Source organism: Lysinibacillus sp. GW821-FHT14F06, from assembly GCF_058803665.1.
Window position 1 is genome coordinate 1 of record NZ_JBXAPF010000047.1, and the last position, 23,071, is coordinate 23,071.

Consider the following 23,071-nt stretch of genomic DNA (forward strand, 5'->3'; position numbering starts at 1 on the left):
TTTTAAGTTTTCAAATCCAACAAAAGACAAAATTCTAATATAAAAAAGTGAATTTTTTTAGTTTTTCAGTGCCCTCGGCAAAATACAGGGAGGTTTTTAATATATTAAAAGACAATATATTTTACATATTCTTTCCAACTTATTTCTTTAAATTGTTGCCATTCAATCCTTTTTACTGGCATGGAACGGAAGGTACGAGCTAAGATATTGCGTTTTTCATTATCAATCATCGGTGTCCCAGCTTCCATATAGCCAGTAAACATTGTAGCATCTGCGGTTTTGAAGGCAACGTCTATATCCTCCAGACGAATTTTCCCATCTTCACCAATAATATAAACACTCTGTTGGCCCTTCTTTGTGGACTTTACCCATGTAGAATTAATTTTATAAGCATCGAAGGCTTCATTCACGATAATTGAAGCCTGACCAACTGTAGAGAATGGAATGTTGTCTAGAACATTGTCCTGCTGCAATATGACCTCATAGTTTGAAGGCTGTGGCAGCTTTACTGATTTAGCTAATTCATTTGCCCAATGCGATTCATTATTAGTCGCTATCAGTTGTTTTTGAAGTACAATGCCAGATAAATCATCCTTATAATGCTGCAAGTCAAAATTAACGGTTTGTCCATCTTTTACCTTTTGCCATTCATCCTCAGATAAATAGGAAAGCATAGATTTTTCTAATGAATAAATTTCAAATGTGACTGCGCCAGCTTCTTCTATTATGTTTGAGATAACACCGTCAACTGGGCTGATAACGCCTTGACGTGCCTGAATTTGGGCTATTTGTGCATCCATTAATGCTACTTGTCTAGTTGCCTCTGCAATATGGCGGTTTAAAATCGCCACTGCAGAGGAAGGAGAACTTTGCTGACCTAATTCTAATTTAACCGTGACATTTAACTTATTACTAATTTGATCTGTATCGATAGAGCTTTTAGGATCACTTTGCTCACCATATTCCGATTCTATCTGTGCTAAAGCTGACTCTAAATCACTTAATTCCGTATCATAAGCATCGCGTTCAGCTTCAAGCTTTGTTAATTCATCGTCTACTTCTTCTGTTTTATAGGTAGCTAATATATCGCTGACACGAACTTCCTGGCCACGTTTTACATCAATTGCAGAAAGACTTTTTGCATCTGCTGAGATGGTATATGTTTGTGCTGGAGCAACTATTGCATCTTTTTTAATTGTTTCTACACGATCACCAATGGTAGCTCTTTGGAATTCATCGATAAAATAGGAGCGAGCAACCTTACTGTCATCTTTAAATACAAAATAAGCATTTACGCCAATTAGTATCGCTAGCACAATCATACTCAAACTTGTCCAAGGTCTGGATTTAATAAAGCGCATCATCCTAACCCCCTTGTAATCCATTCTTGTAAAGGTAGTACACTAATCATTCCAACAAACACTGCCATTAGCACATGAAGAATAATTATTTTTGCTAGCAAAACCTTACGATCAGATTCTTCCTCCCATTTAGAAAGAAAGGTATATTGCACAATTATTGTGAATAGAGTTGCTATAGTTAATTGATTAATAACAAATAGTACCACATCTGTCTCCAAGACTTGCTGAACAAGCGGTGCAAGTGATAGGAAGGAGAAGGTTGTTGTATAGCCTGCTAAATAGAACACAGCAAATAATATTGTTTTTTCAATTAATAACAATACCATGACATAAAGCTGTACTTTTTGTATCCATTTATATGGTATGTCAGTTAACAGATGCAACAAATATGTAACACCATAATAATGGAAGGCATAATAAATGATTCCCCAGGCAATAGCCCCTATCATTGAAAGTAAACGAGCTGTATAGTATTCATCCTGATGATTCATTGCAAATAATGTTGTTAAGCTTTCAGTACCCATGCCCCAAAATTCACGAACGATGAATAGTAGCATGAAGAGTATAAAAACAGTGAAGGATCGTTTTTTATAGCCTCTTATTTCTCCTCCTTCGACGGCTTGTGTAAAGTTATTGGGATGCGTTAAGCTGTGCCAAAACTTATAGTGATAAAACATATAGAGCTCCCTTTCTAGTAAATTGAATAGTAGAGATGTAGTATACACCTAATTACTGGTAGATAACATAGGATAAATGCTGACTTTTAAAAGAAATTTTCTCGATAAAGGGAAATTTCAATCGAATTTTTTTGAGTATCTTTAAAATGAATCGTCAAAAGCATTTTTTTCTAGTAATTTCACTGGTTTGCCAAAACTTGTGCAGGATCAATGCACATACTTCAATTATATAGTATCCTAGCAATAACTTCCTATAAAAAGCCTATTCAATCTAAAAATAGCAATTAACAATACATTCGTAAAGGGTATAAGAGACTTTGAGAGAATAGCTTGAAATTGAACGAGAAGTACCGATACTAAAGATAGACGATTTGAAGCCATAAATACATATCCATTTTCCTATATAATGTAAAAAGAAAGGGTGGGCATTTTGAAGAAACCTATAAAAGTTGGTGTGTTGACAAGTTTATTATTAACACCAGCAGCGCTTGCCAATGCTCAAGAAATACAGCCACATCAAAAAACGGAGCAAATTGCGTATGTGAATGCCGTAGCAGTAGAGACAAAAGAACAGCTGCAAACGATGTATAAAAATTTAACTGATAAATCCTCACTCGATGATATAACGATTGCAGAAAGCCGCTTTAGTGGTTTAAGTGCAGCAGGATTTACTGTGGATGAGATTCAATTTATTAAGGCAAAGGTAGCTTACGTACGAGCGCAGAAAACCTTGTTAACGGAAATTAAAAGCCTTGGCGAAAGTATTAATAAATTAACTTATACAAGTAGTTCTCTAATTAGAGATGCTGAAGCAACAGAAGACCAATATAAAGAATTTATGAATGAAGCCAAAGCTGGCTCTTATGCAAATGTGCAAAAGACCTTTAAAGAGGCTGTGAATACTGCACCACAAACAGCAATTTCATCAATGCTAGGGCTTGCAGTTCAATATGGCTATGATGAAGCAGGACAAAAAAATTACTTTAAAACAAATGGTGCTGATTTAGATAAGCTGACTACAATGGTAAATGCTGTGGCTACTGTACAGCCTACTATTGACCTCTTGGATGATTTTAAATTAGAGCTTTCAAAATCTGACCCTGACTTTACAATCGTTAAGGATACTGTGTCTGCAATTACAACAGCCTATAATGCTTTATCAGCAGATCATAAAAAAATAGTTATAGCTTATATTCCTAAAGATGAAACAATTGCTCCTTATAAAACCTACACGGATACAAAGCAAAATATTGATGCTGCTTTAAAAGTGGAGGAGAGTATTACTCAATTAATAGGTAAGGATGCAGCAAGCTTTGATAAGGCAACTACTTTTATTAGCGCAGTTTCTGCCATTGAAACAGCCTACGGTAAATTAACGAAAGAAGCTCAAAATTATATTACTAACTATAATGCATTTTCACCTTATAAAGCTGCGGCAGATGTTTCAAAGCAAATTAATACGCTAGTAGTTTCTAATAGTGCAGATTATCGCACAATAGTTAATAATCTAACACTTTCCTACAACGGTTTAGATAAAAAAGCATTTGTCAAAAATGCTGCAAATTTAACTGCTGCTCAGGAGGAAATTGTTGAAGCTACAAAAATTGAAGCTCTTATTCAAGGCATCGAAAATGCAGGTGCAGCAGAACAGTTTACAAAAATTAAGGATGCACGAGAGGCATACAATACACCACCTTCTACTGTAAATGCTGCAAATGTCAAAAAAATTGTCAATAACTTGTCAACATTAATAGACTGGGAAAAGAAATATAGTGCTTCGACAGATGTAGATAAATTAATTGCTGCTATTGATCCAAACCTCTCTACGTTTGAGAGTAAAACACTATTAGCACAGTCGGCTTTTGATAAACTTAGTACTACAGAGCAGGCGATTGTGCAAAATAAGGCTCAATTAGCTACTTATTTTCCATATGCTGATTTAATGAATAAGGTCAATGCATTAAAGACTACATCGCCAGATTATAGCCAGCAAATTATGGCATACCAAACGAAGGTAAATGCTTTAGATCCGACTGGTCATGCACAAGAAGCTGCATTAAATACTATTAAGACAAAGCTAAGCGAAAAATTAACTTTACTTTCTAATGAAAATGCTGCATTGGCAGATGTTGTAAGTAAAATTTCAGCTTTAACTAGCTCACAAAATCTGATTCAAGATATGCAGGAAGCACGAAAACAATATGATGCTCTTTCTACAGATGCAAAAAAACGTGTCACAAATATTAAAATATTAACCGATTTAGAAAAATCACAAAAAGCTGTTTTAAATGTTATTACACTTGTTGAAAAGCTAGATCCTGCTGCAAAGGATTATACGAAAAAAGCGAAAGCAGCCAATACAGCTTATTTAAAGCTAGATGCAACAAATAAGAGCTATGTGAAAAACTATAAAACATTGAAAGATCAAGTAGAGGCAATGGGCATCATTACGCGAATCATGGCCTTAAGTACTTCACAAAAAACTTACAATGAAACAGTTGATTTGCTATTAAATGATTATGCAGCGCTTTCAGATGTAGCGAAACAACTAGTCACGAACTATCAAGATTTACAAACAGCAAAGGGCTATATGACAACTGCTAAAAGCTTTGATGATCGTGTGAATGCATTAGCTAATGAGCCTGATACTACATTTGTAGCAAAAGTGGCAGCATTGACAGCTGAATATAAAACTATGGATAAAAATGCAAAAAAATTAGTTGCACAATATAAAACGCTAACTGCTTATGAGAAAAATAATGCTAGTGTCGTAAAAGTCATTAATCTCATTACAGCGTTAAATCCATCAAGTAAGGATTACTCTAAAAAGGTATTAGCAGCACGAAAAGCTTACAATGCTTTAGACCCTGCCTCGCAAAAACGTGTCACAAATTATGACCAGCTAGCAGCAGTGGAGGATGTAGCAACATTAATAGGCTTAATTGAAACATTAAAACCAACTAGCAAAACGTTTTTAAATGATTTAGATACAGCACGTAAAAATTATGATGCCTTATCGCCAGAAAAACAAAGTGCTGTTATCAATTACGAAAAACTTGTCACAGCTGAAACTGAGCTAAAATCTGCACATACAGTGATTGCTTTAATAGAAGCGGCTGTACCAGACGATGAGGAGTTTTTAACAAAGCTAATGAATGCTCGTGTTGCTTACGACAAGCTACCATCAGGTCAGAAAAAGCTTGTGTCCAATGTAAAAGTATTAACAGATCGTGAGAAACAAGTAAAACCTATTTTAAATACCATGGTACAAATCGATGTATTAGAACCTGGTTCAAGTAAATTTGTTAGTCAAGTAAATTCTGCGAGAAAGGCTTATGATAAGCTAACAAAAGAGCAAAAGGCATACGTCAAGAATATTGCCATTTTACAGGGCTATGAGCCAACAGCTAAAGTAATCGAACTAATAGGTAAGTTAAAGGCATCTAGTAAAACATTCCACACAGATACAGCGCAGGCACGTGCATTGTATGATGGATTAAGTCAGGAGATGCAGCAGTATGTTGCGAACTACCACCTTTTACAAGCGGCTGAAACAAGTATTTTAGGTGCAGGCAATGTACAGCGTATGATTGAGGAATTACCTTCTGTAGAAGCTAGCCAATATGTTAAACGTATTGAAGAAATACGAGCTGCTTATAATGCGTTACCGAAAGATCAACAAATGGCTGTTGAAAACTATAAAACATTGCAAGAGCAAGAAAAGTTGATTAAGCCTGTTATTAACGTTGTCAATGAGATTGAAAAGCTGATGACGTCTAAAAATATGGATAGCCAATATCAAAAGATTTTAAAAGCCTATGACAATCTTAATGCAACGCAGCGAAGATATGTATACAATCAACAGCTTCTTCTATCATTAGACAATGTTATTAAAGTATATCAAAGTATTGCAGACTTAAAGCCAAGTGATCCACTGTATTTTGGGAAGGTTGAATCTGTAAGAAAAGATTATGATAGCTTGAACACGATTGATAAACAAAGAGTGTCCAATTATAATATCCTGCTTGAGGCTGAAAAAAATCTGACTGATGTAAAGAAGGTAGTTGAAATAATAGGTGGTCTGCACCCAACTTCTAGCACCTATATAGAGGATGTAGCAAATGCTGTTGCGGCATATAAAACATTAGATTCAAAAGTGAGAGGGCAAGTTATCAACTACGATACTTTAAAGAAAGCTGAGAAAGATGTAGCGGCGGTATTAAAAGTAGTGAATGCGATTGGCGAAATAGATCCAGATAATAAACAGTTTGAAAAGAAAGTACTTGCTGCACAAAAGTCATACAGTTCACTCAGTCTAGAACAACAGGATTTGGTGTATAATTTCCGTATTTTGCAGGATCATTTAAGAGCATTAGGATTAGAGTAAGGAGAGAGGGCAGGTGTTCCTCTTTCTTTAACTTGGATTAGTAGAATATTGATGAATGCAGTTATTTTCCTATTTAGTTGGGCTTACAAACGCTCGCTGAATCAAGATACAGCCCCCGGCGGATGTCAAGGATTTAAAGATGAGCTTTTCAAGTGAGCTCGAAAAATCTAGACGCAATTACGCTGGGGGTAATTGATTTAAGCTGGCAGTTCATGAAAATATGTAAATCCTCTCAAGTCATCTATTCGAGCAGGAAAGGAAGAATTTATTTTGTCAAAAAAATTATTTCAGGCAAGCTGTTTGTCTGCAGCAATAATAGTAGCTCCGTTTGCTATGGCGATCCCAACAGAAGCAGCATCTATGCCATTTACTGATATTAAAAATGGTGGTAGTGAGGCAGAATTATATAAGGCAGTCCAAGAATTATATAGTAAGGGTATTGTATTTGGAACAACAGATACTATGTTTAGCCCCTATCAAAATTTAACGCGCGGGGAAGCAGCTTCTTTTTTAGCAAAAGCTTTAAATTTGGAGACAAAGGAAGTGGAAAATCCCGGCTTTATTGATGTTCCAACCTCTCATCCATATTATGGTCCAATTGCAGCACTAGCCGCAAAGGGCATTATTCAAAATGGGACAAATTATCATCCAGATCAATATATTAAACGCAGTCAAATGGCGAAAGTTTTAACACTTGGCTTTGAATTACAAAAATCCACAACATTATCGGCATCTTTTTCAGATTTTACAAAAGATAATGAAACCAATCAGTATATTCAAACGTTATTAGATTATGGGATTACACAAGGTACTAGTTCGACTACATTTTCACCTTATACAGATGTTCGTCGGGGACAAATGGTCCTATTCCTATATCGAGTGCTAGAAAAAAATGACAACTCCTTTTATGTGATTGGTGTTGAATAAACATAAAGACTCACTCTTAGGCAATCCGCCAATAGAGTGTTTTTTAAAAATCGATTAGGAAAAATTGGTAATAATGGTATGTTTGTATATAGTTGAAAGGGGTAAAAATGATTAAGTACATAATGGTAACACCGTTTTACATACATGAATAAAGGAGGCGGTAGCTATGTTCAAAAAAATATCAAGTGTTGTTGGCATTTCTCTTACCTTGTTAGCAACATCATACGCTGTGCCTCTAACGATCGCTTCTGAAGAAGTATTAGCAGCAGCTATTGCAAAGGATGTTTCACAATCACATTGGGCTAGCAGCTCCATAGCCCATATGCTTGACAAGCATTATATGACAAATGATCAAAATGGTTTTTTTAGACCAGAGCAGCCAATTACAAGAGCAGAGGCCGCTGCAGCAATAGCACGTTCCATGCAATTGAAATTCGACTCAACATACTCACCTAATTTTACAGATTTATCGACTAACCACCCATATTACAAAGAAATTTGTGCCTTAGTTGAACGAGGTATTTTACAAAATGGTGATTATTTCTATCCCGAGGCTCCTTTAAAGCGAATGCATATTACTAAAATGTTAACGCTAGCCTATAAGATCGAAGTTGATTCCCAAAATACTAGTAAATTTCAAGATATTGCTGAGGGTCACTGGGCGAAGGATTTTATTGAATCACTTGCAGATGTGGGTGTAATTAAAGGTATTAATGCACAGCAATTTGGTCCGAATCAGTTAGTAACGCGTGCCCAATTTGCCTCATTAGTAGAGCGTAGCCTAGACTTTTCAACAAAAATAACAAATTATGAGGTAGCTTATGATTATTTATCAAAGTCCTATATGTCGACAAAAAATTATTCATCGTCCATGTCTAATGATGTAATCCAATTAATCAACAATGAACGACAAAAGAAAAAACTACAACCTCTTAACTTTGATGCAGCATTAACACAGGTAGCAGTTATAAAGGCACAAGATATGGTAAATCGTCATTATTTTGAGCATGAATCACCCTACTATGGAATGCCCTGGGATTTAGCGACCCTATTCGATTATCCTTATACAAGCTTAGGAGAAAATATAGGAAGAAATATTCCAACACCCGAAGCAGCTGTGAAAGCATGGATGGCTTCACCAGCACACCGTGACAATATTTTGCGGGAAAATTACACAAATACAGGGGTTGCTATTGCTATAGACGGTAAAGGAAATTACTATTGGGTGCAATTGTTTTCTAGTCAATAATTCATGTGAAGGGGTTAGCAGCGGAGAGAAGATGTTGGAGGAGGTAAGGAAAAAATCGTAAATAATTTCATGGTAAAAACTTCATGATTAAAATGTATTTCTACTAGTCTTATTGATTCAATATGACAATCTATTATGACAAAATGTCGCTAATATTACAGGAATGTTACAAAACCCCGAAATACCCATTATTTAATACCCATATTTTAGCGTTGATAAACCAGCGAACGTTGGTATATCAGCGTTTTTTTGTATTTAAAAACCGTTACACAATTGAAAAATTAAAATAGCACCTTTTATGATAGTCTATGTATAGGCAAAAAAGTTCTGAGAGGGGTATACCGAAACTATGAAAAAGAAATGGTTATTACCGATTTTTGCATCTTTCATGTTATTTACAACAACTCAAATAGATAACGCTGAAGCAGCATCTGCAACTGATGTTACTGATACAGCGACAAAATATTTAGGCATTCCTTATGCGTATGGCGGCACAACTACTAGTGGGCTAGATTGTTCTGGTTTCACATCCAAGGTCTTTTCAGATTTAGGGATTAAATTAAATCGTACATCAGGCTCTCAATATCAACAAGGGACTGCAGTAGGAAAAAATGATCTTCAAGTAGGAGATCTATTATTTTTCAACACTAGTGGTAGTGGTATCTCACATGTAGCGATATACATAGGTGACGGAAAAATGATCCACTCTCAAACTGATAAAGGCGTTAGTTATTCAAATGTGAATGATCCATATTATTGGAATTCTCGTTACGTTGGTGCGAAACGTGTAGCGACATTTGATAGTGAACAAGCAGAAGCTGTAAAAGAAGAAGTAAAGGAAGCTGCTATCGATTTCACTGTATATGCTTCTCGTGCAGAAGTAGCAGAGCAAATCGCGAAAGCACTTAACTTGGATACATCCGATAAAAACACAAAATTTACAGATGTTAAGCCAACATATGCACATGCTGGTGCAATTGCTGCTGTATCGAAGTTAGGTATTTTTGATGGTGATAGTAATGGTAAATTTAATCCTTCTTCACCAATTACTCGTGCACAAGTTGCGAAAGTATTAGTACATGCTTTTGGTTTAGAGCAAAAAGGTGAATTAATCGCATTTACTGATGTACCTGCTAGTCATTGGGCAAATGAATTTATTTCAATTTTAGCCTCTAACGGTATTACAGACGGTAAAGGAAACGGTAATTTCGGTTATGAAGAAATGTTGAAAATTTCTCACCTTCAAACATTTATTGAGCGCGCAAAACAAGTACAGAATTAATTAAATTCCGTTTCGCTTTAAACAAGGGCTACGTTTAAAGTGACACATTGCAAGGAAGTTCTTTAAAATAATGTATAAATTGAGGAGAGTTTGCACACTTGCAGGCTCTCTTCTTTTTATGAAGTAAGTCACAATGATGGAGGTGATGCCGAAAACAGGAGAAAATTACATTCGTATGATAGTTTTGTCAGTGAAACTTTGCTAAAATGAACACGAGAACAGGAAGGGAGGAAATAAGACATTGTACCTCAAAAAGATCAGTCTTATATTATGCGTCTTATTCATTTCAGCTTCTATGTTTACTATACATAGCGCACAAGCAAGCGGCGGTTTTGTAGATGTTCCGAAAGATCATGAAGCGTATGATGAGATCAATTATTTAGTTAGTTTAGGAGTTATTAAAGGATATACGGAAAACGGCAAAACGTATTACAAACCTTATAACACAGTAACACGTGGACAAGTTGCCAAAATGGCTGTTGTTGCTTCAGGTAATAAGCCACTAGTTGTCAGTAAATCAAACTTTTCAGATGTAACAGTTGGTACAGAGCTTTCAGGCTATGTAGAACGTGCAGTACAACTAGGTTTCTTTAGAACCAATACAAAGGGACAATTCTTACCGAACAAGCCTTTAACTCGTGATGAAATGAGTTACGTCCTAACTAAAGCGTTTAAGCTGGATACAAGTGAATATGAAAATATTGATTCTCCATTTGTGGATGTAGGTATTACACATGACTACGTTCAATACGTGAATACAATTTATTATAATGGTATTACAAAGGGTAGCGGTCAAAATTATAACCCAAATAGTCAAGTGACACGCGCACAGTTTGCATTATTTGTAGCACGCGCGAAAAGTGAAAAATATCGCTTAGAACCCCCTGTTAAAGGTATAGCAGTTCCTGATACATCTCAAGTTATCGGATTGATTGCCAGTACAACTGACGGATTAAATATTCGTAAATCAAAAGATTCCTCATCTTCTACTAATATTGTAGGTACAGTGAATAAAGGTGGCAAACTATCAGTCTATGCAGTAGAGGGCGACTGGTTAAAGATTACCTATAAAGGCGCTTTTGCCTATGTTTATAAAACGTATACACAATATTTAGATGCTGATGGAAATGCACTAGGAAATGTTCAAAAACAGGTGACAACAACACAAGGTATCAACCTCTATGTTAAGCCAACATCTTCCTCGAAAATCATTTCATCCGTGAAGAGTGATGTGAAATTACCAGTTTATAAGACTTCAGGTGGCTATTATTTAACGGTAGTAAACGGATTACCAGGCTATATTGTTGCTAATAGTACAGTGGATGTTGAGGTTGAGCAGCCTGCTACGCCAGATCCAGATCCAACTCCTCCTATAGTGACAGGTGACTTACTTGGTCGCGTGACAGTAGATAATTTAAATATCCGCAAAGAAGCGAATTCTACGTCTACGGTTCTAGGTAAACTTACTAAAGGTGAGTATGTCCAAGTGAACAGTATTAATGGTTATTGGGCGCTGGTTACGTATGAAGGTCAAAAAGGGTATGTCCATAAATCATACTTAAAGCTATTAAATCAATATGGCAATGCTTTAAAAAATCGTATTATCATTCTTGATCCAGGTCATGGTGGTAAGGACCCAGGAACTGTAGTAGGTTCTAATTCTGAGAAAGCTATTACATTAAAAGTCAGCACACTTGTGAAGCAAAAGCTTGAAGCTGCAGGTGCAAAAGTATTGATGACTCGTACAAGTGACACATATCCATCTCTACAAGACCGAGTAGATTTTACAAATGCAAACTATGGTGAAATCTTTGTAAGTATCCATGTAAACTCAGCAGCGAATACTTCTGCACAAGGCACTGAAACATATTATGCTATTACAACAGGTGATATGCATCAAGAAGATATTGATCTAGCATCATTTGTTAATAATCAAATTGTTAATAACTTAAAAATGAAAAATCGTGGTGTTAAAGAAGAACAATACTACGTTATTCGCAATACGATTATACCAGCTATTCTCGTTGAACTAGGCTTCCTAACAAATAGTGAAGATCGCGGGAAAATGACAGATGATCAATATGTCGAGCTATTTGCTGACTCAATCTACAAAGGAATCTCACAATATTACGCAAAACAATAACAATAAAAACTACATTGTTCAAAAGTAGAACAATGTAGTTTTTTCTTATATAATTAGAAATAAATTTTGCTAAAATTACGAAATTCTGTAACAAAAACTAGAGATATATCGTTCTAATAAAAGGAGGTTTAAAATTCTTAGTTTAAAATGAACGTGGCAAATAAAAGGGAGGTAATACGGAGTGTATTTTAAAAAAATTAGTCTTATGTTATGTATTTTATTGATATCAACTTTATTTACCATACATAGTGTAAGTGCTAGCAGCAATTTTGAAGATATTTCTTCCAAGCATGAGGCTTATGAAGAAATCAATTATTTAATTAAATTAGGTGTTATCAAAGGATATACAGAGAAAGGGAAAACCTATTACAAGCCTAATAATAAGGTAACTCGGGGACAAGTTGCCAAAATGGTTGTGATTGCTTCAGGCAATAAACCACTAACAGTAAAAAAATCTAGCTTTTCCGATGTAACTGTTGGTACGGAGCTTTCGGGTTATGTGGAACGCGCTATACAGCAAGGTTACTTCGCAACAAATACGAAGGACCAATTTTCACCAAATAAACCGCTAACTCGTGATGAAATGAGTTATGTATTATCAAAAGCATTTAAGCTGGATACAAGTCAATATGAAAAAATTGATTCTCCTTTTGTTGATGTAAAAACAACACACCCCTACAATCAATATATTAATACTATTTATTATAATGGTATTACAAAGGGAAGCGACAAAAAATATAATCCTAATGACCAAGTGTCACGCGTACAGTTTGCGTTATTTGTAGCGCGTGCAAAAAATGATAAGTATCGTTTAGAATTGCCCAAAAAAGAAGTAGTTGTACCTGATACTTTAGATATTATAGGAACTATCCAAGTCACAACTGATGGCTTAAATATTCGCAAGTCAAAGGATTCTTCATCTATAGATAACATTGTTGGGAAAGCGAATAAAGGTACTAAATTAGCAGTCTATGCAATAGAAGGAGACTGGTTAAAAGTTTCATCTAATGATGGCTATGCTTATATTTATAAAACATATGCTCAGTTTTTAGATGTAGATGGTAAAACATTAGGTAATGCTAAAAAGCAGGTTACTACAACACAAAATATAAATCTTTACCTAGAACCAACATCCACATCAAACGTTATTTCAACTATTAATAGTAAAGTGAAATTACCTGTTTATAACACTGTAAGCGGCTACTATTTAACGGTAGTAAACGGATTACCAGGCTATATCGTGGCGGATAGTACAGAAGATGTTGTAGTAGAAAAGCCTTCTACACCGGATTCAAAGCCAACTCCAGATCCCACACCAACTCCAAATCCAGATCCAGATCCGACCCCACCATCAGTTTCAGGTGATATATTAGGTCGAGTGACAGTGGATAATTTAAATATCCGGAAAGAGGCAAACTCTACTTCTACAGTCGTAGATAAGGTGAAAAAGGGTGAATATGTTCAAGTAAATAGTGTGAATGGTTATTGGGCGCAGGTAACCTATAAAGGTCAAAATGGGTATGTCCATAAATCCTATTTAAAGCTATTAAATCAAAATGGTAATCCGTTAAAGGATAGAGTTATCATTATTGATCCAGGTCATGGTGGCAAGGACCCTGGCACTCAATACGGTACTAGTATTCTAGAAAAGAACATTACATTAAAGGTTGGTACTCTTGTCAAGGATAATCTGGAGACTGCAGGTGCAAAGGTACTGATGCCTCGGACAGGGGATACGTTTCCTACACCACAAGATCGTGTTGACTTTACACATGCTAATTATGGTGAAATCTTCGTAAGTATCCATGTTAACTCAGCAAAGAATAATACTGATGCACAAGGTACCGAAACATACTATGCTAAAACACCAGGTGATATGTATGAAGAAGACATCGATCTTGCGACATTTGTAAACAATCAAATTGTTAAAAACGTAAATATGAAAGATCGTAAAGTCAAAGAAGCAAAATATATTGTAATTGCTAATACGAATATCCCAGCCATCTTAGTTGAACTAGGCTTCCTAACAAATAGTGAAGATCGTGCTAAATTGACAGATGATCAATATATTGAGCTATTTGCTGAATCGATCTACAAGGGTATTGTGGAATATTACTCAAAACAATGATAAGAAAAAGCTACAACGTGCTAGGGTAAACGTTGTAGCTTTTATTCTTATTATTAAAAAAAACTCACTCTTTCTATTTTATTTCGAATTTGCATGAAGTGTTCTATTGACGAATTGAGCAAAGTTTTGGCGTGTCACAGTACCCTCTGGTTTAAATGTATGATCCGCATAGCCTGTTGTGATACCGAGTACATAAAGTGCTTGTATCTCTTTATAATAAGAATGAGATTTAGGCACATCTGAGAAGGTATTTTCTGCAATACCCTGTAGCTTGAAGCCGTTAACAAGTGCTCTTGCCATAGCGGCTCGAGTCATTGGCTGATGAGCATTCATTTTGCCATCCTCTAAAGCGATAATGCCATAGCGTGCGCCTGTTGCTAATACGGCATAGCCATAGTCACCAGCTTTTATATCTTGTGCATTTAATGAAGCTGAACTTGAAGCTGGAATATTTAGTGATCGCAGTATCATTTCTGTTGCTTGTAAGCGTGTCAAAGTACCTTGTGGAATAAATTTTCCATTACTTCCCTTGACAATCCCTAATGCTTGTAAATTTTTTATATCATAGTAAGCTCCATTCGATTTGGCTACATCCTGGAAGAATGGTGCAGACGTAATTGTTGCTTTACTGGAACCTTTTGCGCGTGTGAGCGTTTTAATTTCTGCAATCGTAGCAAATTTTTCATCAGCACTTTTACGATCATCACGCCCTTCTATAAAGGATGTACGTATTGTATATGTTCCAGCAGCTAAATTACCAGGCATAAAAATTTGATATTTTTCGGTGTGAGTGCTGATATCTTTTTGATCAGCATTATTTGTTGTGGCATCTGCAGCAAGACCAGGTATGTAACGTTCATGCCCTTTGCCTACTACTTTATCGTTTGCATCTAAAATTTCTACTTGCAAGGTACCACGTGCAGGCACATTACCATTATTTTTAATCGTAACAGTAGAGTAGAAAACAAACTTACCAGACGGAGCTACATAACCTTGAACACTATCAGAGTAAAGTGACAGATTATAACGACGTGGCACAAAACCATTGTGATTTTCGGTTACCCAATTTAAAGCATGCTTCATAAATACTTGGGCATCCTCATCACCACGTGTTGTTGAAAAAGCAGCTCCATTTTCATTATCCTGCCAATCTGCTTTAGTATCTATATCAATATAATCATAGATTTTAAAGCCGATTTGAACGATTCGACCTTTACCATACTCGATAGCATGTGCTGCGCCAAATTCATTTTTTTTCATAGTCTTTGGTTTATCTGTAGTATTATAATCTGAGAAAAATAATATAGGTGTTGCAGATCCACCTTGCCACGGTTTTATAATTTCCACCCAATCTTGATCTGTTTTTGTAAGACTAAGTTTGCTTTTGCCAAGCTCTTTTGTTGTATGTTGAATAATAGGGTGAACAGTATTAAGATTACTTATTGTTGAATTTCCAAGCATAATATCGTCAATAAAACGTGAATGGAAGACCTCCGTTAAATTATCCCACTCCATAACCCATGAATTTACATCATAAATTAAAGGAGAGAGATCCATTTGACCTGTCTTAGGAAATTTAGCAGATTCGTTACGTGCTGTTTGGAATGCAAAAATGGCACCGCCTCCATTTCTTATGTACATTTTTACATTTTCGCGTTGCTGATGAGTCATCATAACTGTGTAAGCAAAGACGATTGCGTCATATTGACTTAAATTTGCTAGATTATTTAGGTCTTTCTCATAAATTTTTTCTACTTGAAAGCCTTGCTGCTGATAGAGAAGAAAAGCCTTTAATTCTTTATTATAAGTAGAACTATAATCTACTTTGGGTGAAACAACTTGTCCTTTATATGTGCCACCTGGGTGTGTTGTATTCGCATATTTTTCACTGCTTTCTGAAAACACAACACCGATTTTTTGTGCTGCATTTGCTTGAGTAGGTGATAAAGCAGCTATCACTATAAAAGCACAAAGTAAGAAAAATGAAACGCATAATTTCTTCATTAAATCCACATCCTTTATTTGTATATTACATTAACGTGCATTACTATTACCCATCTTACATCTAAATAATGGATGAATCATTAATATTTGGCTCTTTTCTAAAATTTTCATCTGCTATTTTTAAAATTAAAGAAAATGGGGATAAGAATATCATGAAATGGGTTTATAATTCATTTTGAGTATAATTAAGGGAATAAACATGTGATTTATATAAAATACATTTATTCCTTTCTATAAGTCTATCTGTATTTATGGTATAATAACATTTGTTTTGTATAGAAAATGAAAGAATTACACAACGATGATTCACGATAGAGGAGGGCAATCACATCTACTAGATGTATAACATTTATGAATAAACTGAAACAAACATTTGCAAAGGTCAACAAGATTGATACGTTTTCACCGTACTTCTTTTTGCCTTTTATATTAGTACTCTATTTCTTTACAAGTCTTTTTGATTTCCATCGATTTGAACTATTTAATGTACGTGTATCAATTTGGCCAGCGGTACTTTTAGCGATTGCATGCTATTATATCGGAGTCTTTATTATTGATAAATTGCAGTGGACAATCCCATCATTTGGTTTATCCTTCTTTGGAAAATATGTTGTTCATTTCATTGTTTTTTTAACATTACTTGGTTTAGCATCATATTTTTTAATGATTTTTGGTGGGGGATTAGGGATTTCTGATGAGTCCAATCGACGTAACCTCAATCCAAAGCTAAACTTCTTTGCCCAATTATTATGGTTTGGTGTGCTATTGTTATTATCCTATAAAATGATATTAGAAAAGCACATGTCATGGAAGAAAGTCTTAATATATGGTTCCATTTACGCTGGTGTTATGTTCTTATTTTTATTAATGGGATATCGTACACCATTAATTATCATGTTATTTACAGGTATTATTATTTTCCACTATGTTGTAAAGCGTGTGAAGCTGACATGGTTCCTAACAGCACTGCTAGTGATTGGTGTAGCATTTTCAATGTTCGGTTTCCTGCGTGTACTAACTGAGGATACAACGAAGGAATTTAACAGTCGTGAACAGCCAGATGTAGAATTAACTGAATCAGAAAAAGAAAAACTGTTAACAGTAGAGCAAAAGGTTAATTTAACGCCTAAGTGGATTCGTTCATTAAATGGTGAGAGTGTGACTGGTCATATTGTTTTAAGTAAAATTATCGAGTATACACAGGAGGAAGGATACCTGAATGGAGAAATTCATGGTGGTATCTTCAGTACGATTTTACCAGGTGAGCAAGTGTCGCCGCGTATGCGAGTAACAGAGGTTGTAAACTCTTTGAGTGTAGAGGAAGGTAAATATATCACACGTCCAACAAGAACAACCACACCGACATTTATCGGTCAATTATTTTTAGATGGCGGTTATCTTCTTGTAGCAATCGGTTTCTTCTTCTATGGGGTACTGATTTCACTTATTTATAATAAAGTGAAGCAAGGCGGTATTCGTAGCTTCCACTCAGTAGCCTATGCTTTTGTTATTACTTTATTTACAGTATCGATGCACACAGGCTTACTAGATTTAATTTTTATTTTAATGCTCTGCTTTGTGATAATTGCCTCAGCGATTATAAAAGTGGATAATAAGAAACTTCGGTATTAGCAATTTAGAGGTGTCTCAAATTTTTTTGAGGCATCTTTTTTTATTGTGAGATTTTTGTATGTGAATAAAAATTATTACCCAAGCAATACTTTTGAGTCCTATGAAAAATTTTGTCCAGATGTTGTAAATGATACAAAAAGTCGCTTTTGTATAGAGGACGACTTTGCAAAGTGTTGATAAACAAAATGGTCAAGGAAATCTTTGTGTATATTGTGGCAAAATGAAAATTTTCAAGTCCTTGGTTTTATTCGAGAATTTTTTTGTCGAATACATATGGAAATCTTTGTTTTAGGGGGAGGATTGCTGAATTGATGAGGAAATGTGCATGATTGACTAGTATTTGTGCTAAATAGAAGGCTACTTGTGCTAAATATAATAGCAATCTTCGGTCCTATAGTTATTATATTCATAAGATATAAAAGTGATGGTTTGGAGGAATATGGATGCTTGTTTTCCAGTGAGAGAGCGACAATCCGCAAATTATGTTACTTCATTTTGGAATAATAATATGTCTTTCTTGTGCTTCGTTTTTGCCACAGAGCAATACATGTATAGAATTTTCAATAACACAAAAAGTCGCCCTTGCATGAAGGACGACTTTTCTTTTATTTTACAGTGTTGATCACTTGCACATAGTCTTTACTAACAAAAGCTGTTCCTGGATGAAGCTTATCAGAAAGGACTTCATACCAGCCATTTGTAGCAGGGCTTGTAATGATAACAGGCATACCACTTCTTGCATAAGTGAATAGTGGGCTATTGCTTGTGGATGCATCTGTACGAACATTTAAACCAGTCGTCGTTGTAATACCAACTGTATATGGATTTTTGGCATCCTTAAAGCCTAAAGCCTTTTCAGCACGGTAGTAATGACCAGCAATTTTCGCTCCCCAGAATGGGTCAGAAGCATATTTTACATTAAAGCCAACAGCCTTTGAACCAACTACTGCACCATTAGCATAGTTTCTACCAGGAGACCCGCCTGGAGTAATGTAGTTTGGCTGAAGGAATTTTTCAACAAGCTCACTGATATTTGCAGCAATACTTTCAAATTTTTTGTTTAGTGGGTTTGTATCAAATACATATAAACCAAATAAATTATTTAAGTTTTGGGCGTGCTCACTCATACCATAAGCACTTTCATGCTGAGCAAGTGATAAAATAAGCAGCGCATTAATTTGTGAATTCTCTTCTACCTCTTTTAATTTTTGCCCTAAGCCAATAAGCTTACTTTTCGTTGTAGCATCTTTATAGAGGGTGATTCCTGTGCTTTCCACTTCCGCCAACTTGTTCATAATATACGTATCAAGTTCCTCTGCTGTATATTGTGTTTTAGCACGAGCCGGTAAAAATTGATAGTAGTTATAGGCTTCACCTTTAGAGGAGCCATTCCCATTTGTAAAATAGATACCATCCCAGCTATAGTATTTTTCGCCTGGCTTCATAAAAGAAGGCGCTTTTCCGAAGACATAGCTAGAGGAATACTTATCAGTTTTGTAATCGTAAAGCGTATGTTTAATTTCACCATTTTCATTTGTATAGTAAGAACGACCTTTGCTCATTGAAAATGGAATTAATGTCACATCTGCGTGCTTTAAATAACCTACTTGTCCTGCTAGTCGAACCTTCACTTGTGTAGCATCACTGCTAAGGTACTCCATTTCAGTATTCCCAGCAACAGCAATTTGATCCTTAATCGTTTCAGAATTTAAGACCACATAATTATTTGTCACAACATAGCCTGAGGACATTTTCATAATTTTATCATTTTGAACAATTACCTGTGTATTGTTTGTTACAGCCTTTTCGGCAGCATCAAAGGTAGTGAATTCTTGATTACCAACCAGTGTGCCATTGGAGATTTCCTTCACAGCAAACTTAGTGGTATTTGATTCACCAGGGTTTGGATTACCACCGTTAGGTTCACCGCCATTAGGATTACCAGGGTTTGATTCTCCACCATCTTCGTTACCAGTATTTGCACCAGCAAGTGTCATTAGTCGATGAATAAATGTAGCTGCTTGACCAATTGTTGCATTTTTTTCTGGCATAAAGTAACCATCCGAGCCCTTAATGATATCTAATTGAGCACCTATAGCTACTGCCTGGCGATATTCTTTAATGATCGCTGCATTATCCTTAAAGGTAATAGAAGAAGTACCTTTTGGAATTTCTAAATAGTTTATAGCTCTTTCTAGCATTATCGCCATATGCTGCCTTGAAATAGCTGCATTCGGTTTAAATGAGCCATCTTTATAGCCTGTAATAATCCCAGCCGTAGCAGCGAGCTGAATATCTGTCGCATATAAATATGTACTTGGGACATCAGTAAATACTATGTTGTTCACTTCTTCAAGATCCATAGATTTTGCTAAATAAGAAGCGAATTCGCCACGTGTTACATTTGCATTTGGACGGTAGCTTCCTTTGGCATCTGTGACTAATGCATTTTTGGAAATTAAATAACGAAGACCTGGTTCATGGGAATGCCCTGAAAGTTCATCGGCTGATGCTAGCTGTGGCTGCATAAAAAGTAAGCCAATTACAGTCATGAGCAATGCTATGATTGATAGTTTTTTCATATTATTACCCTCCTAAACTTCTACACCATTTTAACAAAGTTATAGTGTCGCGATAAGGGTCAAATGTTAGAAAAATCATAAAATGAGACTATATAAACAGTTTTCTTTACAATTATATGAAACTGGAAAATAGCATAAATGTTCCATAGCTATTTTGGCATATTTTTGATAATGTTATAGAGGTAAAATATGTGAGGGGAGAGTGAGGGCTCTAAATTATTTGGGAGCGCAAAAAATGAAAAGAATAGCAAAAAATTTACTAATTTTAGTTGTGATATTGTCAATGGTGATGGGTCCGTTGAATGCTTATGCATCTCAAACGGTCAAAAAGGATTATCCGCTCTCGAAAGGTGTGCAGTATAAACAATATACATACAGCAATACCTATACAAATTCCATTAATCATATAGCGATTGATGTAGGTGAGACAACAGAAGTACAATTAGGTATGCCTGCAGCAGTCAATGGAAAAGAATCGACAACAGCAAATGCTAATCGTCTTTCGCGTGAAGGCAATCGTGTAGTGGGTGCTATTAATGCAAGCTTTTTTAATATGTCTGAAGGCTACCCATTATTTTTATTAGCAAAAAATAATGTGATTTTAAACGGCGGGGCTGTGTCAAATGGCTCTGATCAATATATGAATGTACCTACTGCTTTTGGAATGGCAGCAGATGGTCGTGGTGTTATTGATTATTTTGACTTTGATGTCACACTATCTCATAAAGGTACAAACTATGAAATGTCAGGTATGAATCGTGATCGCAATATCTATGAATCAATTATTTATACGCCACAATTTTATAGTAAAACAACAGATACAAATGAATATGGTTTTGAAATTGTCGTAGATACAGGTGAACCAGTAACTGAAAATAAATTTGGTCAAACGTTAACTGGAAAAGTGACTCAAATTACACCTTATGGATCTAAGGAAAAAGTATCTATCCCTTCAACTGGGTTTGTCGTGTCTTTACAAGGTGGCGATTGGCACAGTAAGTTAGGTCAAATAGCAATTGGAGATGAGCTAAGTGTTAACTTCTCTATTGATAAGCTTTGGCAGGATGCACAGTTTATTTTGGCAAGTGGTCCGTATTTAGTAAAAGATAATAAGCCTTACATTATGATGAGCACATCTAGTAGTCGTGCAAAAGCAGTTGTACCTCGCACTGTAGTAGCAACAAGTAATAATGGAAAAACAGTACACTTTATTACAGTTGATGGAGGTCAAAAGCATAGTAAGGGTATGAATTTGGTTCAACTTGCTAACTATTTAGTGTCACTTGGTGTCGATCAAGCAATTAACTTAGATGGTGGCGGCTCAACAACAATGGGTATTCGCAACTACGGTAGCAATAATGTTGTATTAGCAAACTTACCTTCTAATTCAGGTAATACACAGCGTCTTGTGTCCGCAACTTTACAAGCTGTAAGTACGGCACCAACTGGCAAAGGAAAATATATAAAATATACGAATAGTACAAGCTATGCAACTCTTTTAGCGGGTGCTTCGTCTAGTATAGCAGTGCAATATATTTTAGATGAAAACTATAATGCACTACCATTAGACAGTCATGTATCGCTAACATCTGAGAATAATACTTTAAACGTTAACGGCTTGAACTATACTTCAACGACAGCTGGCAATGATCGTATTTTCATCAACCACGATGGCTCGCCTGTTGAATCATTCCAAGTGAAGGTAGTAGATGCTCCAGCAACAATGAACGTTGCACCGAAATCAAAAACAGTGAGCGCTGGCGAAACTGTCAAATTTACTATGGATGCAAAGGATGACGAGGGCAAACCTCTAGTTTACAATGCATCACAGGTAAAATGGTCTGTAGAAGGAGATATCGGTACCATTACTAGTGATGGTAAGTTTACAGCTAAAAATCCAGGTGCTACTGGTAAGATAGTGGCGACGTTAGGAACAAAAAGTGAAGCGGCTACGGTAACTGTAGCAAAACCTACTTTGTTTAAAGACATTCCAAATAACTATGCGTATTATAAGGAAATTGAATATTTAACGAAGAATAATATTATTACAGGGCAAGCAGATGGCACATTTAGACCGAATGATAAACTGACAAGAGCACATGCGGCAGTCATTATTAGTCGAGCACTTGGCTTAAATACGTCAAATGTAAAAAATCCAGGATTGAAAGATATCCCTGCGAATCACGTATACTATAAACAGATTGCAGCAGTTGTAGAGGCAGGTATTATGAGTGGAAAAGGTGACAATACCTTTGATCCGAATGGTACTTTGACTCGTGCACAAATGGCAAAAGTAGTAGCATTAGCTTATAAATTAAATGGGACAAGCAGCATTAACTTTAAAGATGTACCGAAGAATCATTGGGCTTACTCATATGTTCAACAATTAGCGGCAAATAAAATTACAACAGGCTATAATGATAATACGTATAAGCCAAATGAATCTATTAGTCGCGCTCACTTCGGATTATTCTTATATAGAGCAATTCAGCCATAGGAATAGTCTTTAAAGAAGGACATTGTATGTGAAAAATAGCAAACTAGTCATTATATCTAGTTTGCTATTTTTGTTTATGCAGATTCATTACCAGAAGTCGTTTCGGATAACGGTTATAAATATGTGAGTGTATAAATTAAGGGTTGGATGACATTCAATCAGAATTAAAATTAACCTAACACTAAAGGGATGAATTAATTAG

Annotated in this window: 12 protein-coding genes; 8 read left to right on the forward strand and 4 right to left on the reverse strand. The window is 35.6% G+C overall.

The window, feature by feature from the left end:
• Nucleotides 1-104 precede the first annotated feature (104 nt).
• Nucleotides 105-1,361, reverse strand: a complete 1,257-nt coding sequence (locus AC1RNS_RS24740) for an efflux RND transporter periplasmic adaptor subunit (RefSeq protein WP_492996492.1) — start codon at nt 1,359-1,361, stop codon at nt 105-107.
• The gene (locus tag AC1RNS_RS24745; protein WP_492996493.1) at nt 1,361-2,038 is read right to left on the reverse strand and encodes a hypothetical protein; all 678 of its coding nucleotides are present in this window, start codon (nt 2,036-2,038) and stop codon (nt 1,361-1,363) included. The genes AC1RNS_RS24740 and AC1RNS_RS24745 overlap by 1 nt, the downstream gene beginning before the upstream one ends.
• Nucleotides 2,039-2,459: 421 nt before the next feature.
• Between AC1RNS_RS24745 and AC1RNS_RS24750 the strand changes: the two genes are divergently transcribed.
• From AC1RNS_RS24750 to AC1RNS_RS24775, 6 genes are all read left to right on the forward strand, one after another.
• Nucleotides 2,460-6,425 carry a cell wall-binding protein gene (locus AC1RNS_RS24750; protein ID WP_492996494.1) on the forward strand — a complete coding sequence of 1,322 codons (3,966 nt, stop codon included), beginning with the start codon at nt 2,460-2,462 and terminating at the stop codon, nt 6,423-6,425.
• Between the two features lie 270 nt (nt 6,426-6,695).
• Entirely contained in the window at nt 6,696-7,352 is a 657-nt protein-coding gene (locus AC1RNS_RS24755; RefSeq protein ID WP_492996495.1) for an S-layer homology domain-containing protein, read from the forward strand.
• Nucleotides 7,353-7,518: 166 nt separating this feature from the next.
• Entirely contained in the window at nt 7,519-8,601 is a 1,083-nt protein-coding gene (locus AC1RNS_RS24760; protein WP_492996496.1) for a CAP and S-layer homology domain-containing protein, read from the forward strand.
• 349 nt (nt 8,602-8,950) lie between these two features.
• Entirely contained in the window at nt 8,951-9,883 is a 933-nt protein-coding gene (locus AC1RNS_RS24765; RefSeq protein WP_492996497.1) for a C40 family peptidase, read from the forward strand.
• 241 nt (nt 9,884-10,124) lie between these two features.
• Entirely contained in the window at nt 10,125-12,026 is a 1,902-nt protein-coding gene (locus AC1RNS_RS24770; protein WP_492996498.1) for an N-acetylmuramoyl-L-alanine amidase, read from the forward strand.
• 181 nt (nt 12,027-12,207) lie between these two features.
• Nucleotides 12,208-14,154 (forward strand): N-acetylmuramoyl-L-alanine amidase, encoded by a 1,947-nt coding sequence (locus AC1RNS_RS24775; RefSeq protein WP_492996499.1) that lies wholly within the window; start codon nt 12,208-12,210, stop codon nt 14,152-14,154.
• 78 nt (nt 14,155-14,232) lie between these two features.
• Here AC1RNS_RS24775 and AC1RNS_RS24780 read toward each other — a convergent pair whose 3' ends face one another.
• Complete coding sequence (locus AC1RNS_RS24780) at nt 14,233-16,158, reverse strand: S-layer homology domain-containing protein (protein ID WP_492996500.1); 1,926 nt, start codon at nt 16,156-16,158, stop codon at nt 14,233-14,235.
• 351 nt (nt 16,159-16,509) lie between these two features.
• Between AC1RNS_RS24780 and AC1RNS_RS24785 the strand changes: the two genes are divergently transcribed.
• Nucleotides 16,510-17,790 carry an oligosaccharide repeat unit polymerase gene (locus tag AC1RNS_RS24785; protein ID WP_492996501.1) on the forward strand — a complete coding sequence of 427 codons (1,281 nt, stop codon included), beginning with the start codon at nt 16,510-16,512 and terminating at the stop codon, nt 17,788-17,790.
• Between the two features lie 605 nt (nt 17,791-18,395).
• On the opposite strand, the gene AC1RNS_RS24790 is transcribed toward AC1RNS_RS24785, so the two are convergent.
• Nucleotides 18,396-20,372 carry an S-layer homology domain-containing protein gene (locus AC1RNS_RS24790; protein WP_492996502.1) on the reverse strand — a complete coding sequence of 659 codons (1,977 nt, stop codon included), beginning with the start codon at nt 20,370-20,372 and terminating at the stop codon, nt 18,396-18,398.
• 235 nt (nt 20,373-20,607) lie between these two features.
• Here AC1RNS_RS24790 and AC1RNS_RS24795 point away from each other — a divergent pair, with 235 nt between their 5' ends.
• Nucleotides 20,608-22,869 (forward strand): S-layer homology domain-containing protein, encoded by a 2,262-nt coding sequence (locus AC1RNS_RS24795; RefSeq protein WP_492996503.1) that lies wholly within the window; start codon nt 20,608-20,610, stop codon nt 22,867-22,869.
• The last annotated feature ends 202 nt before the right edge of the window (nt 22,870-23,071 follow it).